Genomic DNA, 21,534 nt, shown 5'->3' on the forward strand with positions numbered 1-21,534 from the left:
CACCACCTACTCCCCACTCCCCTGTTCCCCAGACATTGCTTTGAGTTTAGACGTAAAAGACTCAGAACGACGATCGCTTTTTTCTGGAGTAAATTGTCCTATTGGGGGACGAATAGGGGCAGGTGGTAGTAATTTTGGCGGTTCATGAGAGGCTGATGATGTATTTTCTGATGAAGTTTGTCTTTGACTAACAGCTGGGGATCGTCCAAGTGTTGCCAAAGAAGCGGAGTTGTTTGCTGTGGTGGATTTGAGGGCGGTTGTATCTTCTTCTTGGGGTGGAGATGTCTTTTGCTGTTCGCCCCTCAGTTGTAGAGTTGCAATATTACTTTTTTGATAACCATTGCTAATTTTTCCAGGTGGTAATTGAGGCTTTGTTACCTTCTCAAAAACGGGATTTTTCTTGACTGGCGGTAAGGCTGGTGTCGCTACTGAAGTTAGGCTTTGGGGAAACTTGCTACAAACCATACGTTCAAATTCCATGTTGAAATGGTATGTAGCCTGTTGCCGACGCTGCCAAAATACTAAAATTTGCTGTACAGAAACCGCTTTATAACGACCTTGATATAGTGCTTCAATCACTGCCAGGTGTAGCCAATTCAGTGGGTATTGCGTTTGCCAACGTTCAACCAACTCATTGGCAGTATACCCGCTCAGATCGAAACTATAGTGAATTAATAACGCGATCGCCAAATTGGCAGAGGTGTCTGGAAGTGTTGTTAACATGAGGCTGTTAGCTTTTGGCAATAGGTCTAAGATTTTTCACCCATCGCATATAGCGTATCGTGCTTTTAACTACATGGTTTTTTCCCAGAGTTTTCAAGTCGATAGGCAGTGTTTCCCATTCTACTTGTCAACTGCTCAAATGCAAGAGCCTAGAGATTGATTTAATAGTTATCTTCATTACTTAAGCTGTTTTGCATTTAACTTGCACATTCACTAGAGGGGGAGTTTTTCCGGGTTTGCTCAATGAGAGTGTTGACTGTTGACTGTGAATGGTCAACAGCTATGAGATTCGGTGACATTAAGTAGAGTTGACAACTGTATGTTTGTATCATGGATTGTATCCAAACCCCATCGATCCCCGATTAATTGATTCTAAATTCTTCTTTAATGGCAGATGTTCGCCCAATGGCAACTAACGCCTGATAAACCATCGCCGCAGTTTCAGCGTATGTTGCCGGACGTAAAGGTGCAAGCAATTTTGGGTCTGGATAGTTGACAATTATTCTTTTATGTGTTGCAGTTGCAACAGCTTTTTCGGCATAGTCGGGAATTGTATGGCGATCGCTATACACTTCTAAAACATTGCTATCAGCCTGCGGTAGTCCGAGGCCGTTAACTAAAGAGACAATGACTTGTAGCCGTTTGACATTTTGATGTGGGTGGAAAGTGCGATCGCTAAATCCGCCAACAAACCCACCTCTAGCTGCAACTTGGATAGCATTATACGCCCAAAAATCTTTTGATACATCTACAAAATCCGCTGCTGGGCGTTTAGCAGTAGGCTTAAAAGCAATTGCCACCAAAGCCGCGTATTCAGCGCGAGTCATCGGTTTATCTAACTGATACGTATCATCAGGCAAATCGTGAATTAAATCCAGACTCCGCAATGCCTGAATAAATGGTTCTGCCCAATGACCATCTAGAACAGACGGGGAGAGTGAGGGACGCTCTGACGCGGAGAGTGTTTGTGATAAATTCCCCTCGTCCCCATGTCCCCGCGTCCCCGCGTCCCCATGTCCCCGTGTCCCCGCGTCCCCATGTCCCCGCGTCCCCGCGTCCCCATGTCCCCATGTCCCCGCGTCCCCATGTCCCCATGTCCCCGCGTCCTCTTTCCCCGCAATTAGTTCTACCAATCCCTTAACAAGGGAAGGATTCAATTGATTACCTACACAAACCAGCTTTTGTGTAGTGACATTGTGTAAATCAAATTCAGAGTTATTGCGAAAAATATTATCACCAGGATCTTCGCTAGTACCTAAATTGGGGACTGCATTACCGTTGACTAATAAACCACCTTGAGTATTTTTAGCAATGAGATTTTGACGCAGTAGGGGATGGGCATTTCGAGAAAGTGCGATCGCTGTGCGATTTTCTGATAATTTGTTATTGGCAATGGTAGGAGCCGCAAAGTCACTAATTACTATTCCCCAAGAATTTCTTTGAAATATATTTCCCAACACTTCGCCCTGGCTATGACCCGCCATCACTAACCCACTGGCAGTATTTTGCACAAATACATTATCCCCAATTGTTGGTTTAGCAGTGCCAGTGACAAACACACCTTCACGTCCACAGTTACTTAAAGTATTGTTGGCTATAGTAGGTGCAGCCGATTCAATCCAGATACCAGTACCTTTTGCTGAAGTATTCGTGACAGTTACACCTAAAATACTGGCATTTTCTAACAACAGCAACGCAATATTTTGCACTCCAAAACTGGGGCTTTGATACTGACCACTTCCAGAAATTACAATCCCCGCTCCTTTGTTATCTTCATTACCTATAACCTTCACACCTCCACGGATAACTAGAGGAAATACCTCGCCACTAGTCATACTGTAAATACCAGCAGCTAAATGAATGATTGTAGGGATTTTAGTTACTTTTAAAGCACGGGTGAGACTTTTAAACGGACTTAACTTGGAACCGATATTAGTATCATTCCCTGTCATAGGGTTGACATAGAGTGTGAGAACAAGGGTAGAGTTCACCATTGATGATTGAGGGTCAGTTGTTTTAATTATGACAATCATAAATAACACTACTTCTATCAAACTTTGGGAAACTAGTATCACTGTGTGTACAAAATGTATCCACTTTCCTCTTTCTCGCAAGTAGATAAGCCATAGCAAGGAACTGGGGACTGGGTGAAAAGTCTTGTTATGTCTAAGTTTTATCGTTTGTTAATGTCCTCAACCCTTGGTTTTGCTATATTAGGCTGTTAAACTGCACAGTCTTTATGCTGTTGACATATAGCAAATTGCAACTTTGTAAGGTACAGGTAATTTTAAGGGCGTATGGCCATACGCCCCCATGTGTGTACTTTATTTACCTGAAAAACGCTGTATGACGGTTAACAACCAATACAAAAATATATTCAACACCAAACCTAAGAGCAGCTTAATGCCTACACAAAAGCTATAGACTCTTATGCAACACTCCAAGTTCTCATAAAAAAAACCTTGCAAGTTCTGGGAAATGAGCGAATGAAACAGCCTTACTCCCAAATATTCCTGTATTTATACCATTTAAGTTTATAAATGATATAAGTACAAGGTTTTAACGTAGACGCGCAGCGGCTTGCCGCAGGCTACCGCAAAGACGAGGCAGTGCGTTGGGCGGGTTCCCCGACTTGTTCGCGAAGCGTCTCGTAGAGAAGCAACTGCCCTGCAAAGTACACAAAGGAAGAGAGAAACAAGAGAAGTTGAAAAGTTGATTAACCCATCAAAATTAATGCGATAGACCATTAGTTACGAGGGGTAAATAAGTTTGTAGTAAGCACTTTAGTCCTTGATTTTGAAGCACTGAAGTGCTTACTACAAACTCATCAAAATTAATGCGATAGACCACTACTACCACAATAAATTAGAAAAAATAGCAATAAAACTGTTCCCCCAACACTGTTAAGAGTTCTCTACACGCACCAAAGAATTTTTTGTGCAAACCTTACTTAAATACTTTCGAGAACTTTTAGTACTTCTGCTGCTGATTGATATCTTTGAGTAAAGTCGAAATGTGCCATTTTATTTAAAATAACAACTAACTCATTTGTCACCTCAGCTAAATCTCGCCAACTGTGCCAAACATCTGTATTACCATCAGGTTCGGTTTGGATAATAATTTCACCAGTATTTGTATCTCTGCGAAATACTCTTGGGTCTACTCCGGTTAAAGCTTGTATACCCATAATTCCCAATGCATAAATATCGCTGTTTAGTTTTGGTAACCCGCTCATTTGCTCAGAAGGTGCATAACTAGGAGTACCTATGGAAATAGTTTGATTTTCTGGTTGTTGGGGGTGAATTTGTTTAACAGCACCAAAGTCAATTAAAACAATGCGCCCATCTGATTCTCGTCTAATTAAGTTACTAGGTTTGATATCTCGATGAATAACACCATAGCTATGAATAAAAGCCAGCACTTGTAAAACTTCTTTGAGTATCTCCACAACTTTAGTTTGTTTGAGTCGCACGCCAGAGGTTAGCTCCTTATCCATAGCGTGACCCTCGACAAATTCTTGCACTAAAGAAAACTGACGTTTTTCTTCAAAAAAAGCCAACAACTGGGGAATCTGTGAATGTTTACCCAAAATTTCTAAAATTTCAGCTTCAGCGTCAAATAAGCGTCTGACAACATTTAAATATTCTGTATCTTGGCGGGGGGGTCGTAATTGTTTAACTACACACTGGGGATTACCAGGGCGCTTGGTATCAAGAGCTAAATAAGTATTACTAAATCCTCCAGAACCCAAGCGTTCGGTAATTCTATAACGGTTATTTAGTAGCGTCCCTAATGCAATTTCTTGCCCAATAGAATCAGCAATTACTGTTGGCGCTTCATTGGAAGCATCACCCCGTTGGCGTAAAAGACCTTGTAATTCAATAATTAATTGTTGGTGTTCTTGGACTCGTTGGGTGATTTCTTTTTGTTCTTGTTTGGTTTGATAAGCAGTATAGGCAAGGACACTCCCACCACTAAATACTAAACCCAAAATTGGAGGTATTATTGGTAACCATCCTGCTTGAATAAAAATCATAAAATTACCTAGAAATAAAACTGACAAGGCTATTGCTCCTGCCAATCCTAAAGCTAAAGGATGTTGAATTCGCCATACTAATAAACCACCAACTACAGTCCATCCCCAAATCCAAAGAACTTTACCCCACTCAGGAATAAACCAAAATAAAGGCTGTTGATTCAGAACAACACTGAGAATTTGACTAATACTCTGGGCATGAATTTCAATTCCTGCCATCTTGCCAGAATTATCTGACTTACCACTAGCAAATGGCGTATTTAAAATGTCAAGTAAACTACTTGCTGTGGAACCAACTAAAACAATCCGGCCTTTGACCAAATCTGGTTTAACTTTATCTTCAAGTATCTCTGTAATTGTGACTTGTTGGGCAATTTGATGACCAGAACGATAATTAAGCAAAATTTGGTAGCCGCTGGTATCAGCTTTTTCATAACCGCCAGCATTACTTTTTAGGGGTTTAAATACAATATTTCGTAATTTTAATTCCTGATTCGCCGTAAATTCTGGTTGAATACCACCCACTTCTAAATATTTGAGTGCTAGCTGTAAACCGAAGGAATATGTACTTTTACAAGGGTCAGATTCATCCGAACTTACTAATAATAAATTGCGCCGAATAGTAGAATCAGTATCTTCTACAACATCACTAAATCCCACTCGCTCTGGTTCAATACCTTTAGGAGGAGCAATTCCCTGATTTTTAAAACCAGAATGTTTGCATATAGGAATGATGAGATCGCTTTGTTGTAGACGCTGTAGTAGTTTGTCGTGACCAGGCTGTACTGGTAAATCGCGAAAAATATCTAAACCAATAGCTCGTGGTTCGTATTCTTCAAGTTTGCCTAACAGTCGATCTAAAAGTTCACCAGACAGCGGCCAAGTCCATTTTTGGAGATCGTTTTCAGTTAAAGCAACAATCAACAGACGAGAGTCTGGCCCTTGGTCAGTGCGTAATTGCACCATCTGGTCGTAGACTCTCATTTCCAGAGTTTCAAAAACCCCAAGTTTTTGAATACCTACTAGTAAAACTGTAGCGATCGCACTGGACAAAATAACCGGCTGTCTCAATAAATTTTTGAACTTGGCAAACATTTTTTTTCATCAGGGCATTGGGCATTGGGCATTGGGCATGGGAAGAGGCAGCAAAGCATGGAGCAGAGAGGAAAATTTTCTCCGCTGCCCCCTACCCCTCTCCCTCATCTCCTCCACTCTCCATTTAGTGCTAATTTACTACCTGTTTCAAATAATGCACGATCGCTTCTGCGGTTGGTACGTTAGTTGCTAGTAAAACTTGATTAATTGTGCATAATCTCAGCAAGGCTTCTTCATTTGCTTGGCCTGGTTGAGGTTGTAGCAAATCTCTCAAGAAAATCACTGCTAAAATTTCTCCTGAACCAACCAATGAAGCAATTGTTTGAAATCCTCCAGAAGTTGGGGCGGGGGTTTGTTGACTAACAGTTATACCAGCTTGTTGATGTAAAACTTCGCTAACTGATGGCCAGGTAATTGTATGACTGTGTGAGAAAAATTCCTGATGCTCAGCTACAAATTCTCCAAGTTCTGACTTCTTGCTTTCGTGAGCAATGAGTACTATGTTTCTTTGAGCGATGGCTTTTTCAGGCTCAGTGACATCTATTTGTTCTGCAATTTCCTGAGATTCAGTTGCTTGTGGTTCAGAAACTTCTGCAACGGTTGGAGTGATGATTTCAGGAGCTTCGTTTTCTACTGGCTCGAAAGATGGAATTTCCTCCAAAGTGGAAACTTCATTGACATTGATTGCTTCTGGACTTCTATCACTCAAATCAATATATTGATTGCTGAAAACTTCTGAAACGTTATCATCAGGTGCAGTCAATTCTTCAGGAACTTCGCTGACTGTTTCATCAACTGTGACTTCATCTGCATCCGCAGAATCTACTGAATAAGTTGGAGTATCTAAACTTACTAATTCTTCGTTAGTTTCCTCTATAACTTGGCTGGATGTGTCCTGATGTTGAATGTCTACGTCTTCAGGAACTTGGTTGACTGTTTCATCAACTCTGACTTCATCTGCATCTGCAAAATGTACTGGATGAATTGGAGTGTCAAAATTTACTGGCTCTTCCTTGGTTTCCTCTATAGCTTGGCTGGATGTATCCTGATGTTCAATCTCTGCGTCTTGATGAATTTCAGCAGTTTCAGGAGTAACATTACTTGTCACTTCCTCAACATCTGCGGTGTCTGTTGTAGTAATTGGTGTCTCTAAATTTACTGGTTGTTCTGGAGTTTCTTCTTCAATAACTCCAGGAACAACATTCTCCTGGGGTACTCGATTGAATATGTCACGGGGCTGCACGAAGGTAACTTCTGCCTCTAGTGCGGCTTCCAATTCGGCATCGCGCTCCTCAGTAATTTGTGAAACATCATCAGCAGTAATATCACGTGGCTGGACAAAGGTAACTTCTGCTTCGAGTGCGGCTTCTAGTTCGTCGTCCCGCTCCTCAGTAGCTTCGGGAACGGCACTTTCGATTTCACGCCGTTGTTGTACAAAAGTAGCTTCTGCTGCCAGTGCTGCTTCTAAATCTGTAACTTCATTCTCAGTAGTTTCCCTTGGTGTAATTTCCTCCTCAGGAGTTTCGATAACATCTTGAGTTTCATGAGATGCAACTTCGCTGCCTTCTGCAAATTCTACGTTATCTAAATTTACGGTACGTTCTTCTTCTACAACTAATGTACGCAAATCTACAATATCATTACGGACATCGTGTGGAATTTCGCTGATAGGTTCTGGTGGCTGGACTATGTTTTCTGGAGTGGTGGCTTCCACAACAGGGATGTCATCATCAGTTTGAGTAGAAGCAACTGCTGAAACTTCGCTAATTGGCGTTGAAACTTCGTTGACTACCTGTGGTGGTGGACTAGCAACATTAGGATTACTGATATTTTCAGGCGATCGCGATCGAGAAAATAAAGAAGGATCTATAATTCTGAAGACAGTTTCAGGTAATTGCTCAGTCATCGGAGCGATCGCTTCCATAATCAGAACATAATCTGCAATACGGATCACATCTCCATCATTCAAAAGATATGGTCGTTCCTTTTCAGCTTGTTTACCATTAACTATCGAGCCATTTCTACTACCAAGGTCGCTAAAGTAATAAGTGCCACCTTTGATAAAAAACTTTGCATGTTGCCGACTAACATCAGGGCTGTCCAACACCAAATCAGAAGTAGGAGAGCGACCCACAGTCCATTCTCCCCTCGTTACAGTGTCTATGGTTAGGTCAACTTCATTGATTTCACTAAGAGTTGGTGAATAGCTAACTTTTACTTTCATATTAATTTTTGGTTAATTTTATTGATTTCGGCTACCCAACGCTGACGGGTAGTATGTTCTAAATTTAAAATATCATCTTGTGACCAATGAAAATGATAAGCAACAAAAGCTACCTCCTCATATAAATTATCAGAGGGGTAGCTTATGACTCCCCCGCCAGTTCTAGCTCCACCGAAAATTGAGTATTGCAGTGCGGACATTGTGTCGGAATATGTGCATTACCTTGCTGGTTTATTCGATTGTAAAATTCCCGTAGATAAGCAATATCATGTAACAGCAATCCTTCAAGTAATTCCGGGCTAACAGAATTCAAACTACCCAAGCGAGTAATCACACGTGCAAGCATCACCAACACTCCGTAAGCTGGATTTTCTTGCACTTTACGTTCTTTTTGTACCAAAATTTCATCTTTAGCAGTGGCTAAACGCATTACTCCTTGACGATGTACTCGATTTTCACCATCACTCAAACCTCTAGGGAGAGTGAAAGTAAATTCAGTGCAGAGATTATCCTTTTTACGGGGCATTGCGTCGCTTCGCTCCGAATTCAAAATTCAAAATTCAAAAATACAATCCCCATCATAAATTTTGGGGCTTGTATTTTTATTTTTATTCAGTCATTTAAGCAAACAGGGCATTGGGCATGGGGCATTGGGCAAGCAGGAAGTGTGGGAGGTGTGGGAGGAGACGGAGGTGTGGGAGGTGTGGGAGGATGGTGAAAAAATCTTTCCCCCCACACTCCCCACACTCCCCACACTCCCCATGGGCATGGGGCATTGGGCAAGCAGGAAGTGTGGGAGGTGTGGGAGGAGACGGAGGTGTGGGAGGTGTGGGAGGATGGTGAAAAAATCTTTCCCCCCACACTCCCCACACTCCCCACACTCCCCATCTCCCCATCTCCCCATCTCCCCATCTCCCCATCCCCCCATCTCCCCCATCCCCTCAACTCTGAAGCACCACATCTTCTACTGAAGAATTTTCCGCTTCCAAGCCATTAATTCGACGATAAAAATCTTGGAGATAATTTAAATCTTGGGCAAAAAAGTTTTCTACTATTGCAGGACTAATATCAGTTAAAGCACCCAAGTGGGTAATCACGCGGGACAAAATAATAATAGTGGCATAAACTGGATTAGCTTTTACCCTTGGGTCGCGCAAAGGTGCAATCTCATCTATGGCTGTTGATAATCGCATTACACCTTTGCGGTGGAGGTTGCCTTCAGAGTCTAGATACCCTTTAGGCAGTGTAAATTCAAACTCTGTGGGAAACATATTTCTCCTAAATTAATTACATTTCTCGCTTTGAATGGGGAAAAGGGGAAAGGGAAGATTCTTCATTTTCCCTTTAACCTTTCACCTTTTCCCTTTTCCCCTCCCATTTATTGTGTGCGTTGAAATTCCTCAAAAGCAATCTCCAATTCTTCAATTTCTATTTCATGGCTGTTAGCGTTGACATCAGCAATTTTGTAACTGGTAGGCCAAGCCCCAGCTAATTCAAATCTAGCTTCTTTATTAGATGCCTGATCGTAAATAGATAAAGAAATAAATTCACGTTTTTCGGCCCACTTGCCGGCTTCAACATCTTCAAACCACTTCCATAAATCTTTGGAAGCGTTCAACCCTTTACGCAAAGTAATATTCCCACTTTTAGCATTACCAGGAAGTTTTGTTCTCACTGCTTTACCTTTGGAAGCAGTCCCCCATTTTTGAGAAGTGACTTCACAAATTTCAATTACTTCCTGCGTTCTTTTAAAGCCTTGACATTCCAAAAAATAGCCGTCGCTATCATTTTGACCGATGTCTAATCTTAAAAAGAAACGATAATTAGTGAGAATTTCTGGTATGGCAGCCATTGTTTTTGATACTAGTTAAATGGGGACTGGAGAATGGGTAATCAGATTAAAAATATGAGGGAACTCCAGTGGTTAACTGTTGACCGTTGAGGGTTCACAGTCAACAATCAACATTGAAGAAGAATTCAGAAGTCAGAATTCAGGAGTCAGAATCAATTAGTGGGGGATTCAGACCCGCCACTAATTGTTCGCGTAGCGTCTCCCCTTGGGAGAACACCACTAAATCGTTCGCGCAGCGTCTCTGAAAGAGAAGATTTAGTGGAGATCTTAAACCCGATTATTCAGACGCTCCTACGTCGCTCTAAGCGAAGCCATGCCGCAGGCTTTACGCTGCGCTATCCGCCACTCGTACAGAATTCCCAAGCTGAATTCTGACGACTGACGCCTTTATTCTGTTTGATAACAATAGAATATTTTTTGACTTAGAAGTCCCTTATTTCACAATTCCCAATATCTAAGCTCTGACTTCTTTTTGTTGTGCGATAATTTCATAACCCTCAATAGATACTTCAATTTTTTCTGTTGCCGGGTCGTTTTTCGTCACATCAAATTCTGGGCCTGTATATGATTCAGGGAAGCAAGATTTCAGGTTATAACGAATGACTTCAGTTTTCTTATCTTGGGTATAACCAACAACGGAAATTGCTTTGCGATTTTCATCCCATTGACGAGGTTTTCCATCTTCGCTACAAGCTAAAAACCATTTGTGCAAACTTTCATCACCGTTGTAATTCATGGTAATTGTGACATTATTAAACTCTGCCTGCCCTGGAAGATTTTGTCGTAATGTCTTACCATTTTTACTTGAGCCTCTAACACCTTTAGTGGCATTATTTTTTGCACCCAATCCGGTGACTGATTGAACGAATTTTTCAGTGATACCGTCTGCTTCAAAATAGAACACAGACGCAACTACATATTCTCCAGGCATATTTCATCTCCTAAAATAAGTGAATAGTCATTAGTCATTGGGCATTCCAGGGAATGGGGAAAGGGAAAGGGGTAAGGGGGAAAGGGTAAGGGGAAAAGGTTAAATTTATCCCTTTTCCCTTTAACCTTTAACCTTTCCCCCACCTCCTCATCTCCCCATCTCCCCATCTCCCCATCTCCCCATCTCCCCATCCCCCATGCCCAACAATTTATTGCTGTTCGTCAAGTGCATTCCATTGGCTGATACGGAAGATGACAAACTCGGCTGGTCTTACGGGACAAACTCCGATTTCGACATACAAACGACCTAAAATTATGCTTTCTGGTGGATTAAGTTCGGCATCGCATTTAACATAAAATGCTTGTTCTGGTGAATCGCCAAATAAAGCACCTTCACGCCAAATTCGTTCTAAAAAGTTGCTGACGGTACGGCGGACACGGGCCCATAAATCTTGGTCGTTGGGTTCAAAAACTACCCATTGTGTACCTAATTCAATTGATTTTTCTAAGTAACTAATCAACCGCCGGACACTGATATAACGCCACTCGGTTTTATCTGGTTCGACTAAAGTCCGCGCACCCCAGATGCGGATACCCCGATTTGGGAAGCTACGAATGCAGTTGATACCAAGGGGGTTCAATAGTTCCTGTTCGCGGAAGTTGGTGTCGTAACCCAGACCAATTACGCCTCTGGGTACTTCGTTTGCAGGTGCTTTGTATACTCCTCTGGTTTCGTCGGTGCGTGCCCAAACGCCCATGACGTGACCGCAAGGAGGTACTAAAATGGGATTGCCGCGATCGCGTGGATTGGGTACTTTGATCCAAGGATAATACAACGCTGCAAACATCGAACGACGGTTAAATCTATTCAACCAATCCACTGCTTGTTGCGGTTTGACAGCATCAGGTGGTGTATCAAGTAAAACCATGCGGTTTGGTGGATTGGGAATATCACCACTGGCGGAACCTTCGCACATGCTAATCATTAGTTCCATGATGCCGTGGACTTGATCCAAATTCAGCACTTGCTCTTGATAAGCCCGCATCAAGTCAGGACAAGCCAGCATTGTGATTTCATCAATTTCAAAAATACCGCGTACCCCGGTGCGATCGTCTCGTACCCCTTCTAAATCTCGTGAAAATCTGTCCGGCGGTGTAGCAACAATGGGTGGTGCTAATTCGTACTGACCATTAACCGGACGGCGAGTTAAAGGCTGTCCGCTTTGAGTCAAATCTTCTACGGTGACATACATAGAATTTCTCAAAGCCGCTAGCGCATAAGTCGCAACCTGACCGGGTTCGCGGTTCATGGTCAAGTTTTCGTATTGCTCTAAAACTTCATCTCCCCGACGAATTTGAATAGTGAAGTATTCCCCAGTATTTGGAGGAGCTTCTCCTTCAGTACCTTCAGGTAAAGCACGGGGAGAACCATCGGTAATAATGATGTTTACTAATCCCCCTGCTGCTTGTTCGGGGCGCAAAGTAAAGCGCAAAGCTGGACGATTTCCACGAGAATTAATTCGCAGAGTCGCAGGTTCGGGAGCTGTAGGTTTGGGTGCGCCTGGTAATTGAGTTCCGATACTAGTTACCCAGCAGCGACCGCCACCATTCATGAAGTAACCATAAACCGCAAAGGGTAAGTAGGCATTAAAATCAGTGAAACCATCAGAATTAGGACGAGCAAAATAGTTGAGATATTGCGTCCAATTCGTCACCAACATCGGCTTAAATAGCTCAGCATCATCTCGAACATCTTCTGTAAAACCTACAAATCCGGCTACTGCTGTGCTAACACCTTCAATTGGTCGGCTCCCTCGGTCAAATTCTTCAATATAAACACCAGGAGCAAAGTAATCAAGTCGAGCCATGAAAATTCCTCCAACTCTCTTAAGAGCTTAATTATTCAGGATTTAAAAATATTTCTTTGAAAGTATGGCTTTGGTCATCTACCAATGCATTAACATTTTGGGGTAAATAGCCAGGACAATCTATATTTAAAACATAGTTACCCATCTCAAGGTTTTCAAAAAAGAACAACCCTTCTTTATTGCTTTCCATGAATTTTCTAGTCCGCAGCAAAGTAGTTTTTGCCCCCATTAATGGCAGATTTGTTGTTGCACTCTTGACAACACCTGCAATTACTACTCGCCTAGCCATAATTTGGGTACTACCATTACCAGTGCCATGCATTTGATTTCGCAAATCGAAAATTCGTTCCCAAACTAAAGGTACTGTGGTCGCTTGGGTATCAAGAGGCACGGTAACTGTTAAATATAAAGCTGAGCGCAGAGGTACATTCAAAGCGCTCCATAAACTCCCCGGTTCCAGCGAAGGTTGTAGTCCAACCATCATTGGCAAACTACCGTAACCCCGCAATTCAGGAACTAAAAACTCCTCTTCTAAAGCTCGATGACGCATCAGTACGCTTAATGCTTCACTCAAAAAGTGATGCTCGCCTAAAGTCGTCCTATCCCAAGCTGTTAGTAACACCGAAACATCAAACCAAACAGGTGCCCAATTGACAACACCGGCTTGCAAATGGCGCGTAATATTACGTTCAACTTGCCTTCCGGCCTGTTGGAACTGCTTACTCTCACGAATATCATAAATATATAGATTAAGAGTCGGGCCGGCTCCCTCTTCCCTACGATTACTCGGATGGCTGAAGTCAATCTGCTCTGTACTGGTAAGTGAAGTTCCTCCAGCTAGAATTTCCGCCAAAGTTTGAAGAACGAAGATAAGCATGAAGGTGTTGTGCTGGTAACTAAATCCAGATGCATCTAGGTTATCTGTATCACCCTTGTAAAGTAATTAGACTTTTGTCGATATTTTTGGATGGGGCATTGGGCATGGGGCATTGGGCATTGGTTATTCTCAGTGTCTTTGCGTTCCCGCGTCTTTTTTATGAAGATAAGTAACAAAAATTATTGGCTTATACAGGAGTTTTCATGTATTTAGACCACAACCCTATTTCTTTATGTGTATCTTTGCGCCTACACGAACGCGAACGCCTAAAGGCGAATGCATCAGATACAAATCATCTGGTTCATTTACCTGAAAATCACTGTAAATTGCACAGTTACTCATAAGCTTTGTTGATAGTTCACTGTCAACCGTCAACATTTATTACAAACTATAAGCACTATAAAATTCATATTTTATTTTTAAAACAACTTTCTAGAACTCAAAAATTCTACTTTCCCGTTACCTATTGCTTATAAATCAAAACTAAAAACTATATATACTTACAAAATTAAGTTGCGTTTGTGAATAAAAACTTAATAATTCTTTGTAATAATTTGGTTACAAAAATAACTTAATAAAAAAATAAACATTGATGAGACTGCATAAAATTATACTAGACAACAGAAGAGTAAAAATATTTGCTACAAAAAGCGAGTGAAGCTATGACGCTAGGCTTTTCTCAACATAAACTAGAAAATGTCTCTAATTCTTTGAATTCTTCAGATATCAAAAGTTTTTGTCAACTTGAGTCTGAACAATTAACTAGTCAGGAACCAATTTTTTTCGCTCGGATTGTCTATCATGATTATTTACTGAAAAATCATCAAGAAGTTATCAATTATCGTCAACACCAATCTCCGTTTTCTCAAAAAACTTTAATTTATTTGCGTTCAGAAGCTTGGCTGACAGACTTTCCACCTGTGTTTACTGTCAAGAAATTTGAATTGAAAAATTTTTCATCCATTTGTTATATTTGCCCGATAGGCTATAGAAACCAAAAACCAGAATACATCCAAATTATTGCTGATGAATCTATTTCAGATAATTTACAATTATACATAAAACGCTCTGCCATGCTCTTGGGTAAGTATGTAGATATTTACTTAGGCTATGGAAGACAAAAAACTGAAATTCAACTTTTAGAAGATATTTTGCATCGAGTCGGTCATCAATTGCGTAATTCCTTAGGGCTGATTGGATTATATGCACATAATTTATGCTTGGGTTTAAAGGAAAACCCTTGGCAAGAACAAGCAACAATTATCAGCAAAAGTATCGAAGATTTAGATATTAATTTAACGGAGCTTATTGATTGCGGTCAAAGTGTAAAATTAAGGGTTGCTCCCCAAGATTTAAGAAATTTAGTTCTGGAAAGTATCACTCATTTACAACCGTTAATTAATGAAAAAAACCTGCAAATAAATCTTCCTGATACATCGACTACTTTAAAAATAGATAGACTGCAAATGAAGCAAGTATTTGATAATATTCTGAGTAATGCTGTTCATTTTAGTCCGAATTTTGGAATTATTAACTGTAGTTGGCAGATTTTTCAAGAGGAAGTTTTAATCAAAATTTCTGACCAAGGGCCAGGATTATCTCCAGAGGATTTACAAAAAATATTTACCCCTTTTTATTCCCGTCGTCGAGGAGGTACAGGACTGGGTTTAACTATTGCTAAAAAAATTATTTTGGATCATCAAGGAAGTATTTGGGCGCAAATTTTAGCCGAACGTGGGGCACAATTTTCGGTAATTTTGCCGAGGCCAAGAAGTGGATAGATAATTCGTAATGGGCTAACGTAATTCGTAATAAAAAATATGCTTAATAATCAAAAGCTTTCGGTTTTACTGGTGGATGATGAAGAAAGGTTTCGGCAAGGGTTACGTACTCTGCTGAATTTTTATAATACTAGTTCTGCATTACCTGTAGAAGTTGTGGGTGATGCAGATTGTGTAGAACAAGTTTTAAAATTCGCTAACCAGAAGACTCCAGATTTAATTTTGTTGGATATGCAATTAACGGGATGTGATGGAATTACGGTTTTGGCACGTCTGAAAGAAGTTGCCTTTGCTGGTAAGGTTTTAGTATTGTCTGCTCATCAAGAAGATGATTGGATTTTCCGCGCTATGCAGGCGGGAGCTTCTGGTTATGTGTTTAAAAATCGCTTAGCAACTCAATTGTGTGAAGCAATTAATACTGTAACTAAATCGGAAATTTATTTACCTTCAGAAGTTGCGAGTCGATTTTTTCGGTTTTTTCAAGCTTACTCAGATGCGTCTATTAGAGCATGTCAGCAAGTACATTTAACAGAAAGAGAACAAGAAGTTTTATATTGGTTAACTCAAGGTGCTTCTAATGAAGAAATTGCTAAGCATTTATATGTGACAGTTGCTACTGTGAAGGCGCATCTCACGAGTATTTTTGAAAAATTGAAGGTTACTAGCCGTACTCAAGCGATTGTGGCTGCACTCAAGTTAGGATTAGTTAAAGGTTGAGTAAAACGGAATTAGTCGGCGCAATTCACGAAATTTCTCTATGCCTTCACTAGAATCTTTTTATCAAGAATACCCTTGTTCGTATAATTCTCCCTTAAATTGCGATCGCCCTTTTCAAACAGCACAACAAATCAAGGGTGCTAAATTTTGTTTGGAATGTGGTTTTCTGGCGACTTTACCACAGGAAGCTGAGATTAAAGGAAGCCAGGGGACTTATCAAATAAATAGTTATTGTGGCGTGCGGGGTTTAGGTCGTTTATACTCAGGTATCCAACTAAAGGACAAACAACCTGTAATTATTAAAGAATATTTACTACCCAGTCGTTCCTTTAATGAAAACGAAACCATAAAACGTAAAGAAACGTTTAAAAGAGTCGGTGGAATAAGTTTAGCTGATAGTCGCATTCAAAACTTCCGGCTGGTGGAAACTAAAGAAGCGATCGCTGATGATAAAATAGAACGCTGTTATTTAATCGCTAAAGGCATAGACTCATCCCAGACTTTAGCTAAATATATCATTGAAAAGGGAGCAATGACACCCCTCCAAGTGCGGGAATTCCTCAATCAAGCACTACAAACTTTGCAATTTCTTCATACCCAAAAACTGCGTTTTCCTTCCAACCAAGTACAACTCGGTTTAACTCACGGCAACATTAATTTAGATAGTATTTTAATTAAATTAGAAGCACATCAAAAATTTTCTATATATTTTTGTGATTTAGCCATCTGGGAAAACTTATTTATTCCACCGATTATTCCTCAACCAACCCCCGCAAGACCAGAACAAGATTTACAATCTTTAGGAATGGTAGCCTTTTATTTATGGGTGGGAAGAACAACTAATTTATCTTCTAACCAGCCTTTAGATCCTAGAGACAATCAACAATGGCCAGATACAGATAATCATTTAAAACAATTTATTTATCGTTTAATGGGGTTGGAAACTTTTTTTGCAAGTGCAGAAGCGGCTCGTCAAGCACTGTTACAACTTCCCAAAGAAGATAATACTAATATTCCAGTGGGTTCCTCTGGTGCTGTTGAAGTCCAAAAGCGTTTACCAATGCCTTTAATTTTATTGCTGGGAATTCTAGCTTTTTTACTACTAGGGGGAGGAATTTGGTATTGGTTGTTGTCCGGTAAGAAAACAAATGAACCGAATTTGACTCAATGGCGTATGCTTCTACGAGCTTTCGCAGAAGTTCCCAATCTTCCTTCAGGAAATTTTACTTACACAGGAGAAAAAGATAGTACATGGAGTTTTATTTTAACCCAACCAGTAGACGACAGCCGTTTAGGAAATTTATTAACTAAACCCAGACCAGATGCGACAGCAATATATAAATATGAGTCAATTTTATCAGCAGATGTCAATAATCCAATTAAAGGTATAGAAGAAGTACAAACAGGGAAAAAAGACTTTGCAATTACAAGTTTAGAAAATCGCATTACCAGTCAATTGAAAAAAGAACAAATTGCCTATGATGGATTAATTGTTTTCGTGGCATTTAATAAACGAGACTCTAATCTAGCGAATGCTCTGGGAGGGCAAATTAGCCTTGAGCAATTGCGTCAAATTTACACAGGTAAAATTACTAATTGGCAACAAATTAATCCCAAGTTAGCCAATCCTCTGGAAATTAAACCCTTTGCTCCCACCGAACCGGAAGCCATCGCTAAATTTCAAGAAATAGTTTTGCAAAATAACCCCCAAGACAAAGCTTTATTTGCAGCGAAAGTTACTCAACAAGACACCACAAAAACCCAAAACCAAATACGTAGCGAGACTTTAGAGGGACGAGCTACCGGGATTATTAGTTTTGGGATTATCAGTAAAACGTGGAAACAGTGTAGTGGTTATCCCCTAGCCATCGCCAACGGTAACAAGCCAGCTACCCAACCATTGTTTCAAAAACGCGATCGTCGCTCCATCAATCCCTCAGATGACTTGTGTCAGCATGATGATTATTATGTTGATGTTACTACTTTCCAAAGCTATCCTTTGGGATACCCTATTTTTGTAGTGTACCCTCAAGACAGCAACCGCCGAGTCGGTGGTTCTACATTTACCCGGATGCTCACAACTCGTCAGGGTCAGTGTTTACTTAGCAAAGTAGGTCTTGTCGCTTTACAACCTATGCCTGATGATATAAATTCTTATGCCTGCAAATCGGTGCCCTAATCCTAGTTGCGAATATTTTAACCGCGCCCTGCCTAACAATGCTAAGGTTTGTCCCTGGTGCTCCACTCCCATAGGGAATGTAGTGACTCCTACACCACAACCACCTATTCAGCCACAGCCCAGTCAACCACCAATTCAACAACCACCAATTCAACAACCACCAAACCAATACCAGCGAACAGAACAACCCAACTACCAAGTTCCTCAACAAACCCCGGCAGATTATTCAACAGTCTATCAACCACGGGTTTCTTATCCACAAACACCTCCTGTTTATACCCCCCCACCTCAAAGAGCGCCAGTTTTAAAGCTAATTCATAGCAGCGGTAGAGAATTTCACCTCGTTGGTGAAGGAGGTTTTATTGGTCGTCGCAGTCAAAGCCCAGGAATAGCACCGCCAGAAATTGATTTAACTGGTATTCCCCATGAAGGAATAGTCTCTCGTCGTCATGCGCGAGTCGATTGGGACTGGTCGCAAAATGCATATATGATTGTTGACATGAGTACAAATGGTATTTATTTAAATAACAGTCTTCTAACTCCTGGAATGCAATATCGTTTATTAAACGGTGATGCGTTAAGATTTGGTCAAGACAATCTAGTTAATTTTACTGCTTATGTCATGTAACAATTTGTATTTATTGTTTAAGGACAAAGCGCTTTCGTTTGAGCCAAGGCTTCCTTAAAACAGAACTTTGTAACAGAAGACTTTTGAGTTAATGTGCAATTTCAATAGGTAACAACTTACATAGCAAGTTGCAGTTGAATAGACTACAATAATAAAGGTGAATATCTCGGTTTTTACTTAAAATACCATGATTACAGCACAAAAATAACTGGATGTGCTTTCAGCAAAAGAGCGTGACAAGATCGAATAAAATCGAATTCCCTTCAAACTTGGGAGTCGGTTTGCCAAAAACAAGTATAAATAATGACTTGAATTCTGTCGGCAGACGCACGTTGACTCTGAAGTGGCATCTTGTGTTACTCGTAGCAGGGGCTTTACTCCCAGTAGTCCTTTTCGCTGTTGCTGTTGTATATCAACTTTCGCTCAAGGAGCGTGCAGCATCAGAACGCCGTCTGGTTATAGCAGCACGCAATCTCACTGAAGATATAGAGCGCGAGTTTTCCAGCACAACCAGGACTCTCCAAGCACTGGCAGCCTCTGACAGACTCGACCAAAGTGAATTAAAAGCCTTTTATAACGAGGCACTGCGTACAGCACAGACACAGCCGACTTGGTTGAGTGTGGTTCTCTTAACGCCAGACGGACAACAGGTTTTCAATACCTTTCGTCCCTTTGGCATCGCCTTACCAAAAGCAAATGAGCCATTAAGTGTGCGGCGTGTTGTCGAAACACAAAAGCCCACAGTGGGTTATCTTGCCTTTGCACGTCTGAAGCAAAAATGGGTTTTCCCCGTGCGCGTTCCCGTCATCCGCTCAGGCAAGCTACGGTATGTGCTTAGCGCCCTCATCACCTCAGAAGCAATCACTAGTACCATTAAGACCCAGACACCTATTGATGGAGAGTGGACGCGTACTATCATTGATGGTAATGGTGTTGTTGTAGCCCGGACTCGCCATCCTGAGCGCTTTGTCGGGCAGCAAGGTACTCCGTCTTTTTTAAAGCGAATCGCTTCAACAACTGAGACAGTCTACCGCGAGACTACCTTGGAGGGAGCAACAGTGTATGTTGCCTTCAGCCGAACCAATTTTTCTCACTGGACGAGTGCCGTCGTTGTTCCCGTGGAAATCATTGAAAGTCCCACTCGTCGAGCGATGTGGCTTGTTGTTGGCTCTGGCTTGGCATTGCTTGTGGTCAGTGGTGTGGGCGCTCTTATCCTGTCGCAGTGGATTTCTGAAAGTATTGCTTCGGCTGCTTGCGCCGCAGAATCCCTTGCCAAAGGTGAATATCCGCACATCGAACCCTCGCCTATTAAGGAAGTAGCTTTGTTAAGCGAAGCTTTAAAATTTTCCGCTGGCCTACTGCAACAGCGCCAGCGAGAACGGGACGAACACTTAAGGCAGGTGGAGACAGCGCGGGCCCAAGCAGAGAAAGCTAACCGTCTCAAGGATGAGTTTTTAATTACCGTTTCCCACGAACTCAAAACCCCTCTCAACGGTATCTTAGGCTGGGCCCAGTTACTACGTGCTGGGAAGCTCGACCAAGAAAAGACACAACGAGCGATCGCTACCATTGAGCGCAACGCTAAAGCCCAGGCGCAACTAGTAAATGACCTCCTTGACACATCGCGCATCGTGATTGGGAAACTCCGCCTCGAACCACAGCCGCTAAACTTAGCCACTGTCATCATCAGTGCCATAGATTCAGTACGCCACGCCGCCGAAGTTAAAGACATTGATTTACAGCTACAACTTGCCAATGTGGAACCCATCTTAGGAGACCCAAATCGGCTTCAGCAGGTAATATGGAACCTCGTTGCCAACGCTATTAAATTTACCCCCCAAGGTGGGCGCGTTGAAGTGCAGCTTCAGCCTGCTAACTCATTTGTCGAGGTGATTGTACGGGACACTGGTATGGGCATCAAAGCAGAATTTCTTCCACACGTCTTTGAGCGCTTCCGCCAAGCCGACGGCTCAACTACAAGGGAGTTTGGCGGCTTGGGACTTGGTTTGGCCATCGCCCGTCACTTGGTCGAGCTTCATGGAGGCACAGTGGAAGCCCAGAGTGAGGGAGAAGGTAAAGGAGCAACTTTTACTGTTAAACTTCCCGTGGCTACTTGCCAGCAGAATATGAATTCCAAAAAATAAATGATTCTGGTTTGGGCTGTTGACTGTTGACTGTTGACTGTTAACTTCCTTCGGGAGAGAGAACTCTTAACAGTTCGTTCGTTCCCTCTCCCCACTAATATCGTGTCTGCTTGATTAATTATTAAACCCGAAAAACCCCACCCCGCCTGCGGGGTGGGGTGCAATGGCTGTGGGAATCATAACTAATGATGCGGACATGATATTAAGACGGTTTGAGTCCCCCGCCTACAGGCGGAAAGTCTTGGTGCTTGCTCAAATCCCCCACCACAGACAGTCCATGTTCCCTATTCCCTATTCCCTATTCCCTGTTCCCTGTTCCCCGTTAACAGTCTTTTATTTATCAACCAAAATTTTATTAAAATTTTATTTTTTTACGAAATACTATGAATAGAGTTAACGGTATGACATTTTATATCATGTCCGGAAGCCATGTTTGAGGTGTCTACGTTGGACTCGCAATGATATATCATAAGTAATTTA

The 21,534-nt window shown here is 41.6% G+C and carries 19 protein-coding genes; 6 read left to right on the forward strand and 13 right to left on the reverse strand.

Annotated features, from left to right (window positions below; all coding sequences use genetic code 11):
• Positions 1 to 6: 6 nt before the first annotated feature.
• The 9 genes from VF06_RS23515 to VF06_RS23550 all read right to left on the reverse strand — a co-directional run bounded on the left by VF06_RS23515 (position 7) and on the right by VF06_RS23550 (position 9,930).
• Complete coding sequence (locus VF06_RS23515) at positions 7 to 723, reverse strand: hypothetical protein (RefSeq protein WP_099072768.1); 717 nt, start codon at positions 721 to 723, stop codon at positions 7 to 9.
• Between the two features lie 362 nt (positions 724 to 1,085).
• The gene (locus VF06_RS23520; protein WP_099072769.1) at positions 1,086 to 2,717 is read right to left on the reverse strand and encodes a DUF1565 domain-containing protein; all 1,632 of its coding nucleotides are present in this window, start codon (positions 2,715 to 2,717) and stop codon (positions 1,086 to 1,088) included.
• A gap of 956 nt (positions 2,718 to 3,673) precedes the next feature.
• Complete coding sequence (locus VF06_RS23525) at positions 3,674 to 5,854, reverse strand: CHASE2 domain-containing serine/threonine-protein kinase (RefSeq protein WP_099072767.1); 2,181 nt, start codon at positions 5,852 to 5,854, stop codon at positions 3,674 to 3,676.
• Positions 5,855 to 5,984: 130 nt separating this feature from the next.
• Complete coding sequence (locus VF06_RS23530; protein ID WP_099072766.1) at positions 5,985 to 8,078, reverse strand: FHA domain-containing protein; 2,094 nt, start codon at positions 8,076 to 8,078, stop codon at positions 5,985 to 5,987.
• Entirely contained in the window at positions 8,075 to 8,278 is a 204-nt protein-coding gene (locus tag VF06_RS43400; protein WP_099072765.1) for a DUF6760 family protein, read from the reverse strand. The genes VF06_RS23530 and VF06_RS43400 overlap by 4 nt, the downstream gene beginning before the upstream one ends.
• Positions 8,221 to 8,604 (reverse strand): phage tail assembly protein, encoded by a 384-nt coding sequence (locus VF06_RS23540; RefSeq protein ID WP_099072764.1) that lies wholly within the window; start codon positions 8,602 to 8,604, stop codon positions 8,221 to 8,223. Before VF06_RS23540 ends, VF06_RS43400 begins: the two co-directional genes overlap by 58 nt.
• An 86-nt stretch (positions 8,605 to 8,690) precedes the next feature.
• Positions 8,691 to 8,990, reverse strand: a complete 300-nt coding sequence (locus VF06_RS41160) for a hypothetical protein (RefSeq protein ID WP_180267933.1) — start codon at positions 8,988 to 8,990, stop codon at positions 8,691 to 8,693.
• A 29-nt stretch (positions 8,991 to 9,019) separates the two neighbouring features.
• Entirely contained in the window at positions 9,020 to 9,349 is a 330-nt protein-coding gene (locus VF06_RS23545) for a hypothetical protein (protein WP_099072908.1), read from the reverse strand.
• Positions 9,350 to 9,456: 107 nt separating this feature from the next.
• Positions 9,457 to 9,930 (reverse strand): phage tail protein, encoded by a 474-nt coding sequence (locus VF06_RS23550; protein ID WP_180267633.1) that lies wholly within the window; start codon positions 9,928 to 9,930, stop codon positions 9,457 to 9,459.
• A 159-nt stretch (positions 9,931 to 10,089) separates the two neighbouring features.
• Here VF06_RS23550 and VF06_RS39430 point away from each other — a divergent pair, with 159 nt between their 5' ends.
• A complete protein-coding gene (locus VF06_RS39430; RefSeq protein ID WP_143861869.1) occupies positions 10,090 to 10,305 on the forward strand; it encodes a hypothetical protein in 216 nt (71 codons plus the stop codon).
• Positions 10,306 to 10,384: 79 nt separating this feature from the next.
• Here the strand turns inward: VF06_RS39430 and VF06_RS23555 are convergent, their stop codons facing one another.
• Genes VF06_RS23555 through VF06_RS23570 form a run of 4 tightly spaced genes read right to left on the reverse strand, consistent with a single transcriptional unit; the run spans position 10,385 to position 13,605 of the window.
• A complete protein-coding gene (locus VF06_RS23555; RefSeq protein ID WP_099072907.1) occupies positions 10,385 to 10,861 on the reverse strand; it encodes a phage tail protein in 477 nt (158 codons plus the stop codon).
• On the reverse strand, positions 10,843 to 11,052 hold the full coding sequence (locus tag VF06_RS23560) for a hypothetical protein (RefSeq protein ID WP_099072906.1): 210 nt from the start codon (positions 11,050 to 11,052) through the stop codon (positions 10,843 to 10,845). The genes VF06_RS23555 and VF06_RS23560 overlap by 19 nt, the downstream gene beginning before the upstream one ends.
• A 17-nt stretch (positions 11,053 to 11,069) precedes the next feature.
• A complete protein-coding gene (locus tag VF06_RS23565; RefSeq protein WP_099072905.1) occupies positions 11,070 to 12,728 on the reverse strand; it encodes a phage tail sheath family protein in 1,659 nt (552 codons plus the stop codon).
• A gap of 31 nt (positions 12,729 to 12,759) precedes the next feature.
• Positions 12,760 to 13,605 (reverse strand): Pvc16 family protein, encoded by an 846-nt coding sequence (locus VF06_RS23570; protein ID WP_099072904.1) that lies wholly within the window; start codon positions 13,603 to 13,605, stop codon positions 12,760 to 12,762.
• Positions 13,606 to 14,267: 662 nt separating this feature from the next.
• On the opposite strand from VF06_RS23570, the gene VF06_RS23575 reads away from it, so the two are divergent.
• The 5 genes from VF06_RS23575 to VF06_RS23595 all read left to right on the forward strand — a co-directional run bounded on the left by VF06_RS23575 (position 14,268) and on the right by VF06_RS23595 (position 21,054).
• On the forward strand, positions 14,268 to 15,386 hold the full coding sequence (locus tag VF06_RS23575; protein WP_099072623.1) for a sensor histidine kinase: 1,119 nt from the start codon (positions 14,268 to 14,270) through the stop codon (positions 15,384 to 15,386).
• A gap of 39 nt (positions 15,387 to 15,425) precedes the next feature.
• Positions 15,426 to 16,103: a response regulator gene (locus VF06_RS23580; RefSeq protein ID WP_099072622.1), complete on the forward strand. Its 678-nt coding sequence runs from the start codon at positions 15,426 to 15,428 to the stop codon at positions 16,101 to 16,103.
• A 40-nt stretch (positions 16,104 to 16,143) separates the two neighbouring features.
• Complete coding sequence (locus tag VF06_RS23585; protein ID WP_099072621.1) at positions 16,144 to 18,282, forward strand: substrate-binding domain-containing protein; 2,139 nt, start codon at positions 16,144 to 16,146, stop codon at positions 18,280 to 18,282.
• Positions 18,283 to 18,364: 82 nt separating this feature from the next.
• On the forward strand, positions 18,365 to 18,910 hold the full coding sequence (locus VF06_RS23590) for an FHA domain-containing protein (protein WP_244918075.1): 546 nt from the start codon (positions 18,365 to 18,367) through the stop codon (positions 18,908 to 18,910).
• 233 nt (positions 18,911 to 19,143) lie between these two features.
• Complete coding sequence (locus VF06_RS23595; RefSeq protein WP_244918076.1) at positions 19,144 to 21,054, forward strand: sensor histidine kinase; 1,911 nt, start codon at positions 19,144 to 19,146, stop codon at positions 21,052 to 21,054.
• Positions 21,055 to 21,534 lie beyond the last annotated feature (480 nt).

This window comes from Nostoc linckia z4 (assembly GCF_002608075.1).
GTDB lineage: Bacteria > Cyanobacteriota > Cyanobacteriia > Cyanobacteriales > Nostocaceae > Nostoc > Nostoc linckia.

Bases quoted from the DNA above. Each gene is read 5' to 3' on its own strand.
- VF06_RS23580 (WP_099072622.1), top strand. From the start codon at position 15,426: ATGCTTAATAATCAAAAGCTTTCGGTTTTACTGGTGGATGATGAAGAA.
- VF06_RS23570 (WP_099072904.1), bottom strand. From the start codon at position 13,605: ATGCTTATCTTCGTTCTTCAAACTTTGGCGGAAATTCTAGCTGGAGGA.
- VF06_RS23585 (WP_099072621.1), top strand. From the start codon at position 16,144: ATGCCTTCACTAGAATCTTTTTATCAAGAATACCCTTGTTCGTATAAT.
- VF06_RS23545 (WP_099072908.1), bottom strand. From the start codon at position 9,349: ATGTTTCCCACAGAGTTTGAATTTACACTGCCTAAAGGGTATCTAGAC.
- VF06_RS23560 (WP_099072906.1), bottom strand. From the start codon at position 11,052: ATGGGGAGATGGGGAGATGGGGAGATGGGGAGATGGGGAGATGAGGAG.
- VF06_RS23530 (WP_099072766.1), bottom strand. From the start codon at position 8,078: ATGAAAGTAAAAGTTAGCTATTCACCAACTCTTAGTGAAATCAATGAA.
- VF06_RS23550 (WP_180267633.1), bottom strand. From the start codon at position 9,930: ATGGCTGCCATACCAGAAATTCTCACTAATTATCGTTTCTTTTTAAGA.
- VF06_RS23540 (WP_099072764.1), bottom strand. From the start codon at position 8,604: ATGCCCCGTAAAAAGGATAATCTCTGCACTGAATTTACTTTCACTCTC.
- VF06_RS23515 (WP_099072768.1), bottom strand. From the start codon at position 723: ATGTTAACAACACTTCCAGACACCTCTGCCAATTTGGCGATCGCGTTA.
- VF06_RS23565 (WP_099072905.1), bottom strand. From the start codon at position 12,728: ATGGCTCGACTTGATTACTTTGCTCCTGGTGTTTATATTGAAGAATTT.
- VF06_RS23555 (WP_099072907.1), bottom strand. From the start codon at position 10,861: ATGCCTGGAGAATATGTAGTTGCGTCTGTGTTCTATTTTGAAGCAGAC.
- VF06_RS23525 (WP_099072767.1), bottom strand. From the start codon at position 5,854: ATGTTTGCCAAGTTCAAAAATTTATTGAGACAGCCGGTTATTTTGTCC.
- VF06_RS23520 (WP_099072769.1), bottom strand. From the start codon at position 2,717: ATGGTGAACTCTACCCTTGTTCTCACACTCTATGTCAACCCTATGACA.
- VF06_RS23575 (WP_099072623.1), top strand. From the start codon at position 14,268: ATGACGCTAGGCTTTTCTCAACATAAACTAGAAAATGTCTCTAATTCT.
- VF06_RS41160 (WP_180267933.1), bottom strand. From the start codon at position 8,990: ATGGGGAGATGGGGAGATGGGGAGATGGGGAGTGTGGGGAGTGTGGGG.
- VF06_RS43400 (WP_099072765.1), bottom strand. From the start codon at position 8,278: ATGTCCGCACTGCAATACTCAATTTTCGGTGGAGCTAGAACTGGCGGG.